This window comes from Tessaracoccus sp. MC1756 (genome assembly GCF_014164735.1).
GTDB lineage: Bacteria > Actinomycetota > Actinomycetes > Propionibacteriales > Propionibacteriaceae > Arachnia.
In genome coordinates this window covers 213,554-229,627 of the sequence record NZ_JACJFZ010000003.1, presented here as the reverse complement: position 1 = coordinate 229,627, position 16,074 = coordinate 213,554, and the positions used below count along the sequence as shown (strand labels likewise).

The following is a 16,074-nucleotide window of genomic DNA, read 5'->3' as shown; positions in this document are numbered from 1 at the left end:
ACAAGCAAGACTGCCGTCGGGTAAGTTGCTCTCCGTGGCTGAAGAACAAGGACGCGTAGTACTCATCACCGGCGGCTCCAAGGGCATCGGCCGTGCGATGGCAGAGGCATTCCGCGATGCCGGGTACCGCGTCGCAGCGACGTACCGCTCCGGCGGCGTGCCCGATGGCGTCCTCGGCGTCACCTGCGACATCACGGACCAGGGCCAGGTGGACCAGGCCTTCGACCACATCGAGGCTGAGCTCGGTCCGGTCGAGATCGTCGTCGCCAACGCCGGCGTCACGAAGGACACCCTGCTGATGCGGATGTCGGACGACGACTGGAACGCCGTCATCGACACCAACCTCACCGGCACCTTCCGGGTCGTGCGCCGCGCCACGAAGAAGATGACGCGGGCCCGCTTCGGCCGGGTCATCCTCATCTCCTCCGTGGTGGCACTCCTGGGCTCGCCCGGACAGATCAACTACTCCTCGTCGAAGGCCGCGCTCGTCGGCATGGCGCGCAGCCTCACCCGCGAGCTGGGCACCCGCAACATCACCTCGAACGTGATCGCGCCCGGCTTCATCGAGACCGAGATGACCGCCGTGCTCGGCGACGAGCTCATCGCGGACTACAACAAGCGGATCCCCGCAGGCCGGCTGGGCAGCGTCGACGACGTGGCCAGGGCCGCGCTCTTCCTCGCCTCGGACGGCGCGGGCTACATCTCCGGTGCCGTGCTGCCCGTCGACGGCGGCCTCGGCATGGGTCACTGAGGAAGGAACGGACAATGGGTCTGCTCGAAGGAAAGAACATCCTGGTCACCGGCGTGACCATGCGCACCTCGATCGCCTACGCGGTGGTCGACATCGCCCAGCGTGAAGGCGCCAACGTCGTGGTGTCCGCGGCCGGCCGCGCGGTCGGCCCCGCCCAGCGCGCCGTCGCGAAACTCGACACCGTGCCGCCGCTGATCGAACTCGACATCACGGACCCGGAGCACCTGGCGGCGCTGCCGTCCATGCTGGGCGAGCATTTCGAGGGCGGGCTGGACGGCATCGTGCACTCCATCGCCTACGCGGACCCGGAGAAGGCACTGGGCGGTGCGTTCCTCAGCACCGACTGGGAGACGGTCGGCAACGCGATGCACATCTCGGCCTACTCCCTGCAGTCGCTGACCATGGCGGCCAAGCCCATGCTCAACCGCGGGGCCGGGGTCGTCGGGCTCACCTTCGACGCGCGCTACTCGTGGCCCTCGTACGACTGGATGGGCGTGGCGAAGGCCGCTCTGGAATCCACCTCGCGGTACCTCGCCCGCTACCTGGGCCCGGACGGCATCCGCGTGAACCTCGTGGCCGCCGGCCCCGTGGACACGGTGGCGAAGAAGGCCATCCCCGGTGCGTCGTCGTTCAACGACATCTGGGCCGAGCGGGCCCCGCTGTCGTGGGACGCCTCCGATGCGGTGCCCTCGGCGAAGGCCGTCGTGGCGCTGCTGAGTGACTGGTTCCCCGCCACCACCGGCGAGATGGTGCACGTCGACGGCGGGCTCCACTCGACCGGCGCCTGACACCGCGCGTCCCGCGTCCCTGGGGATTCGTCGGCCGGTAGGGTTGGTGCCATGGCAACGGTGGCAGAACTGGCAGGCGTGACGATCAAGCGCGGCAACAATGTGCTCCTTGACCGCATCTCGCTGATCATCCACGAGGATGAGCGCTGGGTGGTCGTCGGGCCCAACGGCGCGGGCAAGACAACCCTGCTGCAGGTGCTGTCCGCGCAGATGTATCCCAGCGACGGTGTTGTGGGGCTGCTCGGCGAAGTGGTCGGGGCGGTCGACGTGTTCGAACTGCGTCCCCGCATCGGGTTCACCTCGCTCGCGCTGGCCGAGCGGATCCCGGCGCGTGAGAAGGTTCGCGACGTGGTCCTGTCGGCCGCGTATGGGGTCCTCGGCCGCTGGCGCGAGGAGTACGACGTCTACGACGAAGCTCGGGCAGACGACCTGCTCGCCTCCCTGCGCGTCGACCAGCTCACCGGACGCACCTTCGGCACCCTGAGCGAGGGCGAGCGCAAGCGCGTCCAGATCGCCCGTGCCCTGATGACGGATCCCGAGATGCTGCTCCTGGACGAACCGGCCAGCGGCCTCGACATCGCCGGGCGGGAAGCCCTCGTCGACACGCTCTCCGAGATCTGCCTCGACGAGGACTCGCCGGCCACCGTGCTGGTGACGCACCACCTGGAGGAGATCCCCGAGGGGATCACCCACGCGCTGCTGCTGCGCGAGGGCCTGGTCGTAGCCTCCGGGCCGGTCGAATCAACGCTGACCGACGAGCACCTGAGCGCCACCTTCGACATGCCCCTGACCGTCACCCAGCACGACGGACGCTGGGCCGCCCGGAGCCGGCGATGAACGAGTTCATGGACTGGTTCCGCGACAACCTCTGGGCCGGGTGGGGGCTGCTGGCCATGGGGCTGGCGGCCGCCGAACTCCTCACGCTCGACCTGACGCTGCTGATGCTCGCCGCCGGCGCGCTCACTGGCGGCGTCGTGGCACTGGTGTTCCCGGGGCTCGTGTGGCTCCAGATCGCCGTTGCCCTGATCACCGCCGTCGCCACCCTCTTCCTGCTGCGGCCCACGCTGTTGGCCAAGGTGCGCGCCTCCAAGGGCTACCGCTCCAGCCTCGACACCCTCGTCGGCTCCAAGGGCCGCGCCACCGCCATGGTCTCCGGGATCGCCGGCGAGGTGAAGGTGGACGGCCAGGTCTGGGAGGCCCGCTCCTTCGACCCGTCGATCACCATCGAGGCCGGTGAGGAGATCGAGGTCTTCTCCATCGACGGCGTCACCCTCAGCGTCTATCCCAGTAACCGCCCTCTCACGCAGTAGCCACAGCCACCATCTAAGGAAAAGCGATGCCTGACCCGTCACTGTTCATTCTCATCGGCGCGGCGGTGGTCGTCGTGCTGATCCTGGCCGCCACGCTGAAGATCATCCGCCAACAGCAGGTGGCGCTCGTGGAGCGGCTTGGCAAGTTCCGCAAGGCCCTTGAGCCAGGGCCGCACCTCGTCGTACCGTTCTTCGACCAGATCCGCTACACCCTCGACATGCGCGAGGAGGTCGTCCCGTTCCCGCCGCAGGGCGTGATCACCGAGGACAACCTGATGGTGTCGATCGACTCGGTCATCTACTTCCAGATCGTCGACCCGGTGCGCGCCGCCTATGAGGCACAGAACTACCGCGCGGCCATCGAACAGCTCACCATGACCACGCTGCGCAACATCATCGGCGGCATGGACCTCGAGGCGGCTCTGACGTCGCGCGAGGAGATCAACCAGCGGCTGCGCGCCGTGCTGGACGAGGCCACCGGCAAGTGGGGCATCAAGGTCAACCGCGTGGAGCTCCGCGCCATCGAGCCGCCGCCCACCATCCGCGACGCGATGGAGAAGGGCGCCCGCGCCGAGCGCGACAAGCGGGCCCAGATCTTGCTGGCGGAGGGCCAGCGGCAGTCGCAGATCCTGTCGGCAGGCGGTGACCGCGAGGCCGCGATCCTCCGGGCCCAGGGCGACCGCGAGGCCCAGGTGCTCCGCGCCCAGGCCGAGCGGCAGGCGGCCATGCTCCGCGCCGAGGGCGAGGCGCAGGCCATCACCAATGTGTTCGAGGCCATCCACGCCGGGCAGCCGGACCAGGCGCTGCTGGCGTACCAGTACATGCAGATGCTGCCGAAGCTCGCCAACGGTGACGCGAACAAGATGTGGATCGTGCCCAGCGAACTCAACGACGCGCTGAAGGGCCTCGGGCAGATCGCCGGCGGGGAGGCGCAGGACGTCCGCGACTACGTCTCGCAGGCCACCACCCGGTTCCAGGCGCCGAAGAAGGTCGACGTGCACGCGGAGATCGAGGAGCAGGCCGAGAAGGACAAGCAGCGCTCGGACGAGACGGTGGAGAAGGCCATCGCCGACGCGAGGGCCCTCGAACAGAACAAGCTTGCCAAGCGGCAGACTGCGGGCCGTCCCGCGCTGTCCCAGGCTGCCGAAAGCCTCCCGCTGGGAGACCCTCAGCACATGGAGCAGCAGGCCGAGCAGGCCGACGAGCAGCTCTGAGGCGTTCCCCGCAGAGTCAGTCGAACTGGATGCCGAACTGCCGCAGGAGGGCGAGCGCGTCGTCGTCCGGGGTCAGGCGCACGCCCTTCGTGCGGCACGACGTCAGGTCGATGCCGTAGCCGTAGCTGCCTTTGAGGTTGACGTCACGCAGGTCCGTGTCGGCGAAGCGGGCCCCGGTGAGGTCGCAGTCGGTGAAGCGGGTGCGCATCATCGTGGTCTGGGAGAAATCCACATCGGTCAGCGAGCATCGCTCGAACACCCAACGCTCCGCGGTTGCCCGCTGGAAGCTGCTGAGGTCGAGCTTGCACTCGGTGAAGTACGGCTGGCCGAGGCCCGAGGCCCCGAGTTTGCCCCAGGCGACGCCCACGAACTTGCTGCGCTCGAAGGTGCACGAGACGAACGACGTGTTCGTCAGGTCTGCCAGCGAGAGGTCGCAGTCGACGAACCGGCACTCCGTGAACATGGCCCCGAAGAGCCGGCCCTCGAGCATGGAGGCGCCCGTGAACGTGCAGGCGTCGAATTCCATGGCCTTCAGGGCCTTGTTCCCCAGTGCGCCGGAGAAGGTCTCCTCGACGAAGACCTCGTCGTCACCGAGATCGCCCAGGTCACGCATGGCTGTCCTCCTGTCGGTGTCGTCCGAGCCTGTTGGCCAGGACGGAACTCACCAACAGTTGCACCTGGTGGTAGAGCATCAGTGGGATGACGACCACGCCGACGGTCGCTGTGGGGAACAGCACCATCGCCATCGGCACCCCGGTGGCGAGTGACTTCTTCGTGCCACAGAACATGATCGCGATGCTGTCCGGCCGGTTGAAGCCCAGCCGGCCCGCCAAGCGCCAGGTGAACCAGAACGTGAAGGCCAGCAGCCCCATGGTCACCGGCAGCACCCATGCGACATCCACCCAGCCGAGGGTGCGCCACGCGCCGGAGGCCCGCAGGTCGGAGAACGCGCCGTAGACGATCAGGACGATCACACCCTGGTCGACGTACTTGAGCCCCGTGCGGTGCCGGGCCATGAAACCGGCCGTGATGAACCGTGAGAGTTGTCCCAGGATGAAGGGCAGCAGCAGTTGCACCATGACGTTGTAGATCTGCTGCATGCCGATGGAGCCTCCGCTGGACGACTGGATGAACAGCACCGTCAACAGGGGGGTGATCACCACGCCCAACACGTTGGAGGCGGTGGCCGACACCATCGCGGCCGGGATGTTGCCCCCGGCCAGCGACGTGAAGGTGATCGAGGACTGTACCGTCGAGGGCACCAGGCACAGGAAGATCAGGCCGATCTTGATCGGCTCCGACAGCAACCCCTCGGGAACGGGGAGCAGCGGCACGGCCAGTAATGGGTACATCACGAAGGTGATGGCGAGGATGGTGAGGTGGAGCTTCCAGTGCCTGATCCCGGCCACCGTCTCCTCCGTCGACAGCCTGGCGCCGTAGCCGAAGAACAGCAGGAAGATCGCGACCTTCGTGACGATGTCGAGGACGTCGGCCGCTCCACCCTCCAGCGGCAGGAGCAGCCCCAGGGCGAGGCTGGCGAGGATGGCGACCATGGTCAGATCGAGCTTCAGTTTCATTCAGTGGTCTCCAGGGTCGCTTCGAGGCAGCCGCGTAGGGCGTTGGTCACGATCAGCCGCTCCGCGCCGAGAAGGCGGTCGACGGTGAACTCAGCCTCGTCGATCTCGTCGGCGCCGATGAGGGCGGGGTCTGCGAGGACGGCGGCCCGTTGCACGCCGTCGAGGATGCCCAGGGTGAGCGGAGGTGTCACCCAGCGGCCGTCCAGGAGGGCGAAGACGCTGGTCCGGGCACCCTCGAGCACCCTGCCGCCGCTGTCGAAGCCGATGGCGTCGAAGGCACCGCGCTCGGCTGCCGCGGCCGAGGCGCGGTCGAAGTGCGAGCGGTCACTGGTCTTGAAGCCCGCGAGCGGGGTCGGCTCCCACGGCTCACCGCACAGGATGAGCCGCACCGGGGTGGCGACGGTTTCGAGCGGGCTGACTCCCACGGTCACCACGCCGTCGGGCGCGAGGTCGACGCTCAACCGCCACCTGCCCCGGGTGGGAACCTCGCCCAGGGCTTCGGCGACGACGCCCGCGACGGGAGGGAAGCCCAGGGCCGCGGCGGAGCGCGAGAGCCGTTCCTGGTGCCGGTTCGCGAGCGGCGCGACCCCGTCGATGACGCGGATGGCCTCCCGGAGGTGGACGGTGGGCAGCAGCGAGGCTGTGAACGCGGCCTTGGCCCGGCATTCGGCCCATTCCGCGTCAGCGGTGCTGTCGGCCACGACGCCGGAGCCGATCCCGAGCCTGGCACGACCTCCGTCGATCTCCACGGTGCGGATCGCGATGCTCAGCGTCATGTGCCAGCCGAGCGGGCCGTCGTCGGGAGCGATGACGCCCAGGCTCCCGGTGTAGAGGCCGCGACGGTCGCGCTCCAGCGCACGGATGAGGTGCATGGACGCGATCTTGGGCGCCCCGGTGATGGAACCGCAGGGGAAGGTGGCGGCGAGGAGGCGACCCGGGGTGGTGCCGGGGACGAGTTCGGCGCGGACGGTGCTGGTCATCTGCCACAGCCCCCCCACCCTCTCCACCTCGAAAAGCCTGGGCACGTCGACGCTGCCCGGCACCGCCACCCGGCTCAGGTCGTTGCGGAGGAGGTCGACGATCATGAGGTTCTCGGCGCGGTTCTTCGGGTCACGGCTGAGCGTGCTCGGGTGTTCCGTCACCGGCGCGGTGCCCTTCATGGGTTTACTCACGGCGTGGGAGCCCTCGACGTTGATGAACAGTTCGGGCGACAGGCTCAGCGTCCACGGGGCCGCCGGTTCGGGGAGGTGCGCGAGGACGCCGAACGAGACGGGTTGGCGCGAGCGCAGCCGGCGGTACAGCGCCCGCGGATCTCCCACCGCTCTGGAGAGGATGCGGTGCGTGTAGTTGACCTGGTAGGTGCTGCCTGAGGCGATGGCCTCCTTGACCGCCCCGATGCCGCCGCTGAACTGGTCTCGGTCCACGTCATGGGCGGTGCCGGTCAGCCAGGCGGGGGAATGGGGCAGGAACTCCTCGGCGTCGACCTCGGAGCGGTCGGCGAACCAGAAGAGGGCGCCGCGGGCGTCCCCGCCGATGCCGAGGGCCGCCTCGCCCATGTCGTACGGCAACCACGCGAAGGCGTGCAACCCCTCGCGCCAGCCGGCGTCCAAGGAGGCGTCGATGGTGCCCAGAGTGACACTGTCGACCCGGGCGAGATCCGTCATGAGCGTGGCCCGCCCGGCGAGGGCGTCGTCGAGCAGCACGAACGGGTCCATGAGCAGCAAGGCTATAGCCTGACACCGTGATCATCGAGGTGAGTGACCCCGCAGACGGGCGCCTGACGGACTTCGTGGCCCTGCGCGATGCCCAGCTGCGACGATCCGAGGACCGGTTCATCGCGGAGGGGCTGAAGATCATCGAGCGGGCCTTCACCTCTGGCGCGCGGCCGCGCGCCCTGTTGCTGCAACCGCGGTGGCTCGAGCAGCTGGCCCCCCTCCTGACCGCCCATCCCGACGTGCCTGTCTACCTGGGCACGGAGAAGATGATCGAGGAGGTCAGCGGTTTCCATGTGCACCGCGGTGCACTGGGCTCGTTCGACCGGCTGCCTGAGGCGCCCTGGGACGCGCTGCTCGCGGGGCGGCGGCTGATCCTGTGCGAGGAGATCGTCGACCACGCCAACCTCGGCGTGATCATGCGGCTGGCAGCCGGGCTGGGCTGGGACGGCGTCATCGTGTCGGAGGGGAGTGCCGACCCGCTCTACCGCCGCGCCATCAAGGGCTCGATGGGCGCCTCGCTCGTGCTGCCCTGGCGACGGATGGGCGGCAACGCGGACCTCGAGCGGGTCCGCGCGGCCGGGTTCACCGTCGTGGCCTCGAGCATCGCCCCGGGGGCCGTCGAGCTCGACGCCTTCGAGGCCCCGGACAAGGTGGCCCTGATGCTCGGCACCGAGGGCCAGGGCCTGAGCCGAGGCTGGCTCGCCGCCGCTGAGCACCACGTCCGGATCCCCATGACGGACCGCGTCGATTCGCTGAACGTGGCCACAGCCGCGGCCATCCTCGCGTACCAGCTGCGCTGACCAGCGCGCCGGGCTCCATCGCCCGCCGAATGGCCCACGGTGCTGGCAGACTGCGGGCATGAAGGCGCTGCTGCGACTGCTGACGTTGGTGACGGCGCTGCTGCTGCTGGCCGGCTGCAGTGAACCGGAGTACCCGCGTGACCCCGAGGACACCCTGCTGCGGGCGATGGACGGTGGCCTCACCGTCGGTGTCTCGGCTCACCCGCCCCACGTCGACATCTCGGACGAGGGCGCGGTCACCGGCCCCGAGGCCGAGATCCTCACCAGGTACGCCGAGTCGATCGGCGCGGAGATCGAGTGGGTCGAGGGCGCCGAAAGCGAACTCATGGAGAAGATCAAGCTCGGCGAACTCGACGTCGTGGCCGGGGGCCTGACCTCGAAGTCGCCGTGGACGACGCACGCGGCCATGACGCGGCCCTACGGGAAGGCCGCCGGCCCGGACGGCAAGGAGCAGAAGCTGGTCTTCGCCACACGCATGGGGGAGAACGCACTGTTGTCCAGCCTGGAGCGTTTCCTGATCGGGGAAGGGCTGAAGCCATGAAGGGCCGGGGTTACTCCGCGCTGCCGCCGGAGAAATCGGAGGCGCTGCACAAGGCGGTCAGGCTACAGTGGATCTCCCTCGTCGTGATGGTCATCATCATCGTCGCCGTCGGTTTGGTGGCCGGCCAGTCGCAGGCCATGCGCACCGCCTTCGTGGAGGACATGTTGGCGCTGCTCCCGCCCATCGCCTTCCTGCTGGGAGTGTGGCGGGCCAGCAAGAGCAGGTCCCCGAAGCACCCCTACGGCCATCACCGGGCGATGTCGGCCGGCCATCTGGTGGCCGCCGTCGCGCTGCTGGCGTTCGGTCTGTCGCTCCTCTACAACGGCGCCAGCGCCCTGGCGATGGCGGAGAAGCCGCCGGTGGGCGTCATGTCGCTGTTCGGCCAGACGTTCTGGGCCGGCTGGCCCATGATGATCGTCATGTCACTGACGGTGGTGCCTGCCGTCATCCTCGGCCGCATGAAGATGAAGCTGGCGGAGGAACTGCACGACCAGTTGCTCTCCGCGGACGCGGACATGCTGAAGGCGGACTGGTCCACGGCACTGGCCACCGTCGCCGGCGTCGCAGGCATCGGCTTCGGGCTCTGGTGGGCGGATTCAGCCGCCGCCATCCTGGTGTCGGCCAGCATCGTCAAGGACGGCGTGACCAACCTCCGGATCGCCATCGCCACGCTCCTCGACGAGAGGGCCACCCCCATCGCCTCCAGGGACCCGCACCCGGTCATCGGGAAACTGCGTGAGACGGCGCTGAGCCAGGCGTGGGTGGGTGAGGCCGCGGTCCGGGTGCGCGACATGGGGCACGTCTTCCACTCCGAGGTCTTCGTCGTGCCCGCGGCGGGCCACCACCCGGGCACCATCGAGCTCGACGCGCTGCGCCATCAACTGTGCGAGACGGACTGGAAGGCGCTGGACACCGTCGTCGTGCCCGTGATGGAGCTTCCCTCCGACATCGACGAGACGTCGACCGCTTAGGTCAGTCCTCCCCGCCTGGCGACGCCGGTGCCTCGGCCTGGCGCGTGGGGACCGCTGCGCGCTTGGGGCAAACCGGCCAGTCGTCGGGATAGCGCCACGCCAACTCCTCGACCTTCTTGTCGAGTTGGCGACGGGCCCGCGCGGACAGGCGGTCGCCGAAGACCGTGCCGCCCAGGTGATCTGTCTCGTGCTGCAGGCAGCGAGCGAGCAGGCCGGTGCCCTTCACCGTGATCTCGTTTCCGTAGGCGTCCTGGCCCGTGCAGGTGGCCAGATCGGGGCGGGCCACGCTCTGGTAGCCGCCGGGGTACGACAGGCAGCCCTCTTCAGCGGCGTCCAGGTTGCGGTCCTTGCCCTCCGGCAGCGTCACGACGGGGTTGCACACCACGCCGCGGTGGATCCTGTCGTCCGCGTCGGGGCATTCGTAGACGAACACGGCGGCGCCGACGCCCACCTGCGTGGCCGCCAGCCCAACTCCCTCCGCAGCCCTCATGGTGGCCCACATGTCCCGGATCAACTGGTGGAGTTCCTCGCCGAACTCAGTGACTGGTTCCGTCTGCTTGTGCATCACCGGGGTGCCCCAACGGGTGATAGGCAGAACTTTGCCGCCCTGGGTGAGATCGGCCTCAGCCATTGTGCTCCTTCAAGGTTCGGGTACGACGGTCAAGTATGCCGCACCGGGTGTCGCTGGCGCGCGGCTGCCACTGCCGGGGGAGGATGGCAGGTATGGAACTCGCCCACGGCTGGCCGGCGCTGCTCGACGACTACGCCGCGCATCTCGGCGCGGAGCGCGGCCTCAGCCCGCACACCGTGCGGGCCTACGCCACGGACCTCCGCGACCTGGCCACCTTCGCCGACGTCGCGCCCGGCGAAGTGACGCTCTCCATGCTGCGGGCCTGGTTGGGCGTCATGCGCGACGACGGCGCGGCCGCGTCCACCGTGCAGCGCCGCGTCGCGTGCGTCAGGGGGTTCTTCGCCTGGGCGGTGCGGGAGGGTGTCGTGGGGGCTGATCCGGCCGTCCGGCTGAAGGCGCCGAAGCGGCAGCGGCGGCTGCCAAGGGTCTTGGCCACCGGTGCCGTGTCCGAGACGCTGGCCGCGGCCGAGAACCGCGCGGCCGAGGACGGCGACCCCATCGCGGTGCGCGACCTCGCGCTGGTCGAGGTGCTGTACTCGAGCGGGTTGCGGGTCTCCGAGGTGTGCACGCTCACCCTTCGCGACGTGGACCGCGAGCGTCGCTCCGTCAGCGTGCTGGGCAAGGGCGGGAAGCAACGCACGGTGCCGCTGGGGCTCCCCGCCCTCCGCGCGGTCGAGGCCTGGCTGCGGGTACGGTCAGCGGTCAGCACGCCGTCGAGCCCCGACACCGTCTTCCTGGGCGCCAGAGGCGGCGCGCTCGACCCGCGGGTCGCGAGGCGGGTGGTCCACGAGGCGACGGCGGCCGCCGGGCCGGGGGCGGAGATCGGCCCCCACGGGCTGCGCCACGCGATGGCCACGCACCTGCTCGAGGGCGGCGCGGACCTGCGCAGCGTGCAGGAGATGCTGGGCCATGCGTCCGTGGCCACCACCCAGATCTACACCCACGTCACCTCGGAGCGCCTGCGCGCGGCCTTCCGGCAGGCGCACCCGAGGGCGTGAATCAGAGCAGGGGCCTGATCTGGTCGCGGACCTGGCCCCGCAGCACCTTCCCGATCATGGAGGTGGGCAGTTCCTCCACCGTCACCACGCGGCGGGGCACCTTGTATGCGGACAACCGCTCTTTGGCCCACGATCGGATCTCCGCCTCATAGATGGGGGCATTGGCCACGACGGCGGCCGTGACCTGCTCGTCACCGCGCTCCTGTTTGACGCCCACCACGGCGACATCCTCGATCGAGGGGTGCTGGCGCAGCACGCGCTCCACCTCACTCGGCGACACGTTGAAACCGCCGGTGATGATGATCTCCTTGAGCCGGTCGACGATGGTGGCGAAACCCTCCTCGTCGAGCGTCACGACGTCGCCGGTGCGCAGCCATCCGTCCGGCGTCTTCGTTTCCGCGGTGGCCTCCGGCCGGTTCCAGTAGCCCTGGAACACCTGCGGGCCCTTGACCCACAGTTCGCCGGCCTCGCCGGGGCCGACGTCACGGCCGTCCTCATCCACCACGCGCCGCAGCGTCGAGGGGAACGGGATGCCGATCGTGCCGGTCTTGCGTGTCCCATTGAACGGGTTGCCCATCGCGATGGGGGCGCACTCGGTGAGGCCGTAGCCCTCCACCAGGAGACCGCCCGAGACGGACTCCCACAGCGCCACCGTCTCGTCCGGCAGCGTCATGGCACCGGAGATGCACCACTTCACACCGGAGAGATCGATGCCCTTCGCCTTGGCGCCGTTGGCCGTCTTCTCGTAGATGGGCGGCACCGCGCAGTAGATCGACGGCGGGTTCTTCTTCATCTCCGCCAGCGCCATCTCCACGTCGGGGCGGGGGAACAGGACCTGGTGCGCCTGCTTGTAGACGCCGAACGTCACGTAGAGCACCATGCCGAAGGCGTGGAACATCGGCAGCATTGCGTAGCTGACCTCGCGCCCGGTCTGGGCGCCGTGCATCCAGGCCGCTCCCATGAGGGCGTTGGCGTACATGTTGAGGTGCGTCAGCATCACGCCCTTCGGCACGCCCGTGGTGCCGGAGGTGTACTGGATGGCGCCCAGGTCGTCGATCGTGGGGCGGGGATGGGTGGGGTCCAGTGCAGGACCTCCCAGCAGTTGCTTCCACGTGAGGTCGCCAGTGCTGCCGTCAGTGAGCTGCGCCCGCTTCTGACGGAGCGAGGGAACGGGGAGCCCCAGCAGGAGGCGCTTGACGGTGGGGAACTCGTCCAACAGGTTCACGCTGACCACGAGCGGCTTGGTGGAGAGGCTGCGCAGCTTCGGCAGCACCCGATCCAGGGCGATGGCGACCTTCGCACCGTGGTCGACGAAGACCTCCTCGAGCTCCCGCTCGGTGGACAGCGGATTGTGCTCGCACACGACGGCGCCGAGGCGCAGGATGGCGTAGAACGCGACGAGGTGCTGCGGGCAGTTCGGCAGCAGGATCGCCACCCGGTCGCCAGCCACCACCCCCAGACGCCGGAGGCCCTCCGCCGCGCGGTCGATCCGCTCGCCCAGTTGCGTGTAGGTCATGATGCCGCCGAAGAACTCGGTGGCCACCTTGGAGGCCCCTTCTCGGCAGGACCGCTCGCACATGTCCGTGAGGGACTCGGTGGGCAGCTCGATCTGGGCGGGTACTCCCGGCTGGTAGAAGCGGGTCCAGTCAGGGGCGGGTAACGGCGTCGTGGTCATGGTGCAACGGTAGTGCTCAATCACCCGAGGAGCGTGAGGGGATCGATGAGGCCCCCGTCCTGCCAGGCCATCCAGTGGAGATGGCACCCGGTGGACAGCCCCGTGTTGCCCACGACGCCCACCGTCTGCCCGGCACTGAGCCGCTGCCCGGCCGTCACCGTCACGCGGGGGAGGTGCGCATAGGCGGTGCTCAGGCCGCCTCCGTGGTTGACGATGACCCGGTAGCCGTAGCCGCCGTGGTAGCCGGCCGACCGCACTGTGCCTGCCAGGGGCAGGCTGATGGCGGTGCCGCACGGAGCGCCGAAGTCTGCCCCGTCATGCAGTTTGGTGACACCGGTCACCGGGTGGCGGCGCATGCCGTAGCTGGAGGTGACGGGTCCGTCGATGGGGGCTCCACCCAGGGCCGCGGTGCGGGCCGAACTGATCGACGGAGGGCGGACGGGCACCGATCCCCTGGGAAGCAGCCGCACCACCGGCGTCACCAGATAGGCGCCGGGGTCCGCATACCGCTCCCCGTCGGTCAGTCCCCAGTGGAGACAGGCCGCTTCGTCGCAGTGACCGGCCAGCAGGGTGCCGATCCGCTGCCCGGCTGCCACGGTGTCGCCCGTGTGGACGGTGGCCCGGATCGGTTGGTAGGTGGTGCGCCAACCGTTGCCGTGGTCGATCGAGAGGGTGCCGGTGCCTGCGACCGACCCGGCGAAGTGCACGGTGCCGGCCGCGGCCGCGACGACTTCGTCGCCCGGATACCCGGCAAGATCCACGCCGCGGTGGCCGGCCGCGAACCGGCCGACGTCGTCGAAGGCGCGCACCACCCGGCCCGGTAGCGGGGCGGTGAGTGAGAGGTCCGCCCAGGAAGGGACCGAGGCGCCGGCGATGATGAGGACGGAGAGAATGAGGGCAGGCACGGTTCGCACGTCAGCACTGTGGTCAACGCCACTGCGGAATCACCACGGCGCCGGTGGGCTGTGGACAAGTCGCGACCCGCGTTCTCCGCACTGGTTGACGGCGTCACCAGATTTGAGCCCGCGCCCTCCGTCCGGATAGCATGGACCCTGCAACCCGTCTGGGTTGACATCGCATGCGCTGCGCGGGGAACCGCCGGTGGCCGCGTGGTCCTTCAACCAACTGGATGAAGGTGCGGCACCGGGCGCATCAGGAGAAGGCCCCTCCGGGGCCCCATCAACCACCCGTGGACCCAGTCCACCAGATTCAGGTGCGGCAGAGCCGCACCACAGGAAGGCACGACCATGGCAGTCGTCACCACCCGCCAGTTGCTCGAGTCCGGCGTTCACTTCGGTCACCAGACCCGTCGTTGGAACCCCAAGATGAAGCGCTTCATCTTCACCGAGCGCAACGGCATCTACATCATCGACCTGCAGCTCTCGCTGAGCTACATCGACAAGGCATACGCCTTCATCAAGTCCACCGTCGCGCGCGGCGGCCAGGTGCTCTTCGTCGGCACCAAGAAGCAGGCCCAGGAGGCCATCGCCGACCAGGCCACCCGCGTCGGGATGCCCTTCGTGAACCAGCGCTGGCTCGGCGGCATGCTCACCAACTTCGGCACCGTCTCGAAGCGCATCCAGCGCCTCAAGGAGCTCGAGGGCATGGACCTGACCGACACCGTCGGCTCGGGCCTCACCAAGAAGGAACTGCTGCAGCTGGACCGCGAGCGCACCAAGCTCGACAAGACCCTCGGCGGCATCCGTGACATGGTGCGCACCCCGCAGGCCGTCTGGATCGTCGACACCAACAAGGAACACCTCGCCGTTGACGAGGCCCGCAAGCTGAACATCCCGATCGTCGGCATCCTGGACACCAACTGCGATCCCGACATGGTCGACTTCGCGGTGCCGGGCAACGACGACGCCATCCGTTCCGTCGCCCTCCTGACCCGCATCATCGCCGACGCCGTCGCCGACGGCCTCATCGAGCGCTCCTCCAGCCGCTCCGGCGAGGAGACCCCCGCCGAGCCGATGCCCGACTGGGAGCGCGAACTCCTGGGCGCCGAGAAGGCTGAGGCCCCCGCTGCTGAAGAGGCTGCCGTCGAGGCTCCTGTCGCTGAGGAGGCTGCCGTCGAGGCTCCTGTCGCTGAGGAGGCTGCCGTCGAGGCTCCTGCCGCTGAAGAGGCTGCCGTCGAGGCTCCTGCCGCTGAAGAGGCTGCCGCCGAGGCTCCTGCCGCTGAAGAGGCCGCTGAGGCCGACACCACCGACGCCAACTGACCCAATCGATCAAGTAGACGGGATACCCCACACATGGCAATCACTGCCGCTGATGTGAAGAAGCTCCGCGACGCCACCGGCGCGGGCATGATGGACGCGAAGAGGGCCCTCACCGAAGCTGACGGTGACTTCGACAAGGCCGTTGAGGGACTGCGCATCCACGGCTTGGCCAAGCAGGCCAAGCGCGCGGACCGCGAAGCGACCAACGGTATCGTCGCCGGCCGCGACGGCGCCCTGATCCAGTTCGCCGCCGAGACCGACTTCGTCGCCAAGAACGCCGAATTCGTCGACCTGGCGGACCAGATCCTCGACGCCGTCATCAAGTCGGGTGCCACCGACGTGGAGGCCGCCAACGCGGCCGAACTCGCTTCCGGGGCCAAGGTCGCGGACGCCGTCCAGGAGCTCGGCGCCAAGATCGGCGAGAACATCTCCGTGGCCGACGTCGCGCAGTTCTCCGGCGACAGCCACGTGTACCTGCACCGTCGCGCTGCTGACCTGCCCCCGCAGGTCGGCGTGCTCGTCGAGTACACCGGTGACAAGACGCTGGCCCACCAGGCTGCGCTGCAGATCGCCGCGATGTCGCCCCGTTGGGCCACCCGCGACGAGGTCCCGGCGGACCTGGTCGAAAACGAGCGTCGCATCGCCGAGGCCACCGCCCGCGAAGAGGGCAAGCCCGAGGGCGCCATGGCCAAGATCGTCGAAGGCCGAGTCACCGGCTTCTTCAAGGACGTCGTGCTCGTCGACCAGGCCGCGGTCTGGGAGGACAAGAAGTCTGTGGGCGCCGCACTGCAGGAGGGCAACACCCAGGTCGTGCGCTTCGCGCGCTTCGCTGTGGGTGCCTGATCACGCGAGCCTCAGCTCAGTGAAGTAGAGTTACGTGCGCC

The 16,074-nt window shown here is 69.1% G+C and carries 17 protein-coding genes; 11 read left to right on the top strand and 6 right to left on the bottom strand.

Annotated elements, in window-relative coordinates; translation table 11 throughout:
• Positions 1-34 precede the first annotated feature (34 nt).
• From fabG to H5393_RS10180, 5 genes are read left to right on the top strand one after another with little or no spacing between them, the layout of a single operon-like run.
• Positions 35-751 (top strand): 3-oxoacyl-ACP reductase FabG, encoded by a 717-nt coding sequence (gene fabG, locus H5393_RS10200; RefSeq protein WP_209455229.1) that lies wholly within the window; start codon positions 35-37, stop codon positions 749-751.
• 14 nt (positions 752-765) lie between these two features.
• Positions 766-1,539 carry an enoyl-ACP reductase FabI gene (gene fabI, locus H5393_RS10195; protein WP_182766557.1) on the top strand — a complete coding sequence of 258 codons (774 nt, stop codon included), beginning with the start codon at positions 766-768 and terminating at the stop codon, positions 1,537-1,539.
• Positions 1,540-1,590: 51 nt separating this feature from the next.
• The gene (locus H5393_RS10190) at positions 1,591-2,376 is read left to right on the top strand and encodes an ABC transporter ATP-binding protein (protein ID WP_182766556.1); all 786 of its coding nucleotides are present in this window, start codon (positions 1,591-1,593) and stop codon (positions 2,374-2,376) included.
• A complete protein-coding gene (locus H5393_RS10185) occupies positions 2,373-2,849 on the top strand; it encodes an NfeD family protein (protein ID WP_255436447.1) in 477 nt (158 codons plus the stop codon). Before H5393_RS10190 ends, H5393_RS10185 begins: the two co-directional genes overlap by 4 nt.
• Before the next feature lie 26 nt (positions 2,850-2,875).
• Entirely contained in the window at positions 2,876-4,063 is a 1,188-nt protein-coding gene (locus H5393_RS10180; RefSeq protein WP_182766555.1) for an SPFH domain-containing protein, read from the top strand.
• A gap of 16 nt (positions 4,064-4,079) precedes the next feature.
• Here the strand turns inward: H5393_RS10180 and H5393_RS10175 are convergent, their stop codons facing one another.
• From H5393_RS10175 to H5393_RS10165, 3 genes are read right to left on the bottom strand one after another with little or no spacing between them, the layout of a single operon-like run.
• Entirely contained in the window at positions 4,080-4,676 is a 597-nt protein-coding gene (locus H5393_RS10175; RefSeq protein ID WP_182766554.1) for a pentapeptide repeat-containing protein, read from the bottom strand.
• Positions 4,669-5,640 (bottom strand): bile acid:sodium symporter family protein, encoded by a 972-nt coding sequence (locus H5393_RS10170; protein ID WP_182766553.1) that lies wholly within the window; start codon positions 5,638-5,640, stop codon positions 4,669-4,671. Before H5393_RS10170 ends, H5393_RS10175 begins: the two co-directional genes overlap by 8 nt.
• Positions 5,637-7,355 carry a bifunctional chorismate-binding protein/class IV aminotransferase gene (locus H5393_RS10165; RefSeq protein WP_182766552.1) on the bottom strand — a complete coding sequence of 573 codons (1,719 nt, stop codon included), beginning with the start codon at positions 7,353-7,355 and terminating at the stop codon, positions 5,637-5,639. Before H5393_RS10165 ends, H5393_RS10170 begins: the two co-directional genes overlap by 4 nt.
• Before the next feature lie 26 nt (positions 7,356-7,381).
• Here H5393_RS10165 and H5393_RS10160 point away from each other — a divergent pair, with 26 nt between their 5' ends.
• From H5393_RS10160 to H5393_RS10150, 3 genes are read left to right on the top strand one after another with little or no spacing between them, the layout of a single operon-like run.
• Positions 7,382-8,155: an RNA methyltransferase gene (locus tag H5393_RS10160; protein WP_182766551.1), complete on the top strand. Its 774-nt coding sequence runs from the start codon at positions 7,382-7,384 to the stop codon at positions 8,153-8,155.
• A gap of 58 nt (positions 8,156-8,213) precedes the next feature.
• A complete protein-coding gene (locus H5393_RS10155) occupies positions 8,214-8,696 on the top strand; it encodes a transporter substrate-binding domain-containing protein (protein ID WP_220488335.1) in 483 nt (160 codons plus the stop codon).
• Entirely contained in the window at positions 8,693-9,667 is a 975-nt protein-coding gene (locus H5393_RS10150; protein WP_182766550.1) for a cation diffusion facilitator family transporter, read from the top strand. Before H5393_RS10155 ends, H5393_RS10150 begins: the two co-directional genes overlap by 4 nt.
• 1 nt (position 9,668) lies before the next feature.
• Here H5393_RS10150 and def read toward each other — a convergent pair whose 3' ends face one another.
• The gene (gene def / locus H5393_RS10145) at positions 9,669-10,298 is read right to left on the bottom strand and encodes a peptide deformylase (RefSeq protein WP_182766549.1); all 630 of its coding nucleotides are present in this window, start codon (positions 10,296-10,298) and stop codon (positions 9,669-9,671) included.
• 92 nt (positions 10,299-10,390) lie between these two features.
• On the opposite strand from def, the gene H5393_RS10140 reads away from it, so the two are divergent.
• Positions 10,391-11,296 carry a tyrosine recombinase XerC gene (locus H5393_RS10140; RefSeq protein ID WP_255436446.1) on the top strand — a complete coding sequence of 302 codons (906 nt, stop codon included), beginning with the start codon at positions 10,391-10,393 and terminating at the stop codon, positions 11,294-11,296.
• A 1-nt stretch (position 11,297) separates the two neighbouring features.
• Here H5393_RS10140 and H5393_RS10135 read toward each other — a convergent pair whose 3' ends face one another.
• A complete protein-coding gene (locus H5393_RS10135; RefSeq protein ID WP_182766547.1) occupies positions 11,298-12,971 on the bottom strand; it encodes an AMP-binding protein in 1,674 nt (557 codons plus the stop codon).
• A gap of 20 nt (positions 12,972-12,991) precedes the next feature.
• Entirely contained in the window at positions 12,992-13,885 is an 894-nt protein-coding gene (locus H5393_RS14900; RefSeq protein WP_182764826.1) for a peptidoglycan DD-metalloendopeptidase family protein, read from the bottom strand.
• 333 nt (positions 13,886-14,218) lie between these two features.
• Between H5393_RS14900 and rpsB the strand changes: the two genes are divergently transcribed.
• Together rpsB and tsf are read left to right on the top strand one after the other, a co-directional pair.
• On the top strand, positions 14,219-15,190 hold the full coding sequence (gene rpsB / locus H5393_RS10125; RefSeq protein WP_182766546.1) for a 30S ribosomal protein S2: 972 nt from the start codon (positions 14,219-14,221) through the stop codon (positions 15,188-15,190).
• A gap of 33 nt (positions 15,191-15,223) precedes the next feature.
• Entirely contained in the window at positions 15,224-16,033 is an 810-nt protein-coding gene (tsf, locus tag H5393_RS10120; protein ID WP_182766545.1) for a translation elongation factor Ts, read from the top strand.
• Positions 16,034-16,074: the final 41 nt, after the last annotated feature.

Excerpts from the sequence above, each read along its gene's own strand:
- fabI (WP_182766557.1), top strand. The coding sequence starts at position 766 with ATGGGTCTGCTCGAAGGAAAGAACATCCTGGTCACCGGCGTGACCATG.
- H5393_RS10190 (WP_182766556.1), top strand. The coding sequence starts at position 1,591 with ATGGCAACGGTGGCAGAACTGGCAGGCGTGACGATCAAGCGCGGCAAC.
- H5393_RS10185 (WP_255436447.1), top strand. The coding sequence starts at position 2,373 with ATGAACGAGTTCATGGACTGGTTCCGCGACAACCTCTGGGCCGGGTGG.
- H5393_RS10180 (WP_182766555.1), top strand. The coding sequence starts at position 2,876 with ATGCCTGACCCGTCACTGTTCATTCTCATCGGCGCGGCGGTGGTCGTC.
- H5393_RS10175 (WP_182766554.1), bottom strand. The coding sequence starts at position 4,676 with ATGCGTGACCTGGGCGATCTCGGTGACGACGAGGTCTTCGTCGAGGAG.
- H5393_RS10170 (WP_182766553.1), bottom strand. The coding sequence starts at position 5,640 with ATGAAACTGAAGCTCGATCTGACCATGGTCGCCATCCTCGCCAGCCTC.
- H5393_RS10165 (WP_182766552.1), bottom strand. The coding sequence starts at position 7,355 with ATGGACCCGTTCGTGCTGCTCGACGACGCCCTCGCCGGGCGGGCCACG.
- H5393_RS10155 (WP_220488335.1), top strand. The coding sequence starts at position 8,214 with ATGAAGGCGCTGCTGCGACTGCTGACGTTGGTGACGGCGCTGCTGCTG.
- H5393_RS10150 (WP_182766550.1), top strand. The coding sequence starts at position 8,693 with ATGAAGGGCCGGGGTTACTCCGCGCTGCCGCCGGAGAAATCGGAGGCG.
- def (WP_182766549.1), bottom strand. The coding sequence starts at position 10,298 with ATGGCTGAGGCCGATCTCACCCAGGGCGGCAAAGTTCTGCCTATCACC.
- H5393_RS10140 (WP_255436446.1), top strand. The coding sequence starts at position 10,391 with ATGGAACTCGCCCACGGCTGGCCGGCGCTGCTCGACGACTACGCCGCG.
- H5393_RS10135 (WP_182766547.1), bottom strand. The coding sequence starts at position 12,971 with ATGACCACGACGCCGTTACCCGCCCCTGACTGGACCCGCTTCTACCAG.
- rpsB (WP_182766546.1), top strand. The coding sequence starts at position 14,219 with ATGGCAGTCGTCACCACCCGCCAGTTGCTCGAGTCCGGCGTTCACTTC.
- tsf (WP_182766545.1), top strand. The coding sequence starts at position 15,224 with ATGGCAATCACTGCCGCTGATGTGAAGAAGCTCCGCGACGCCACCGGC.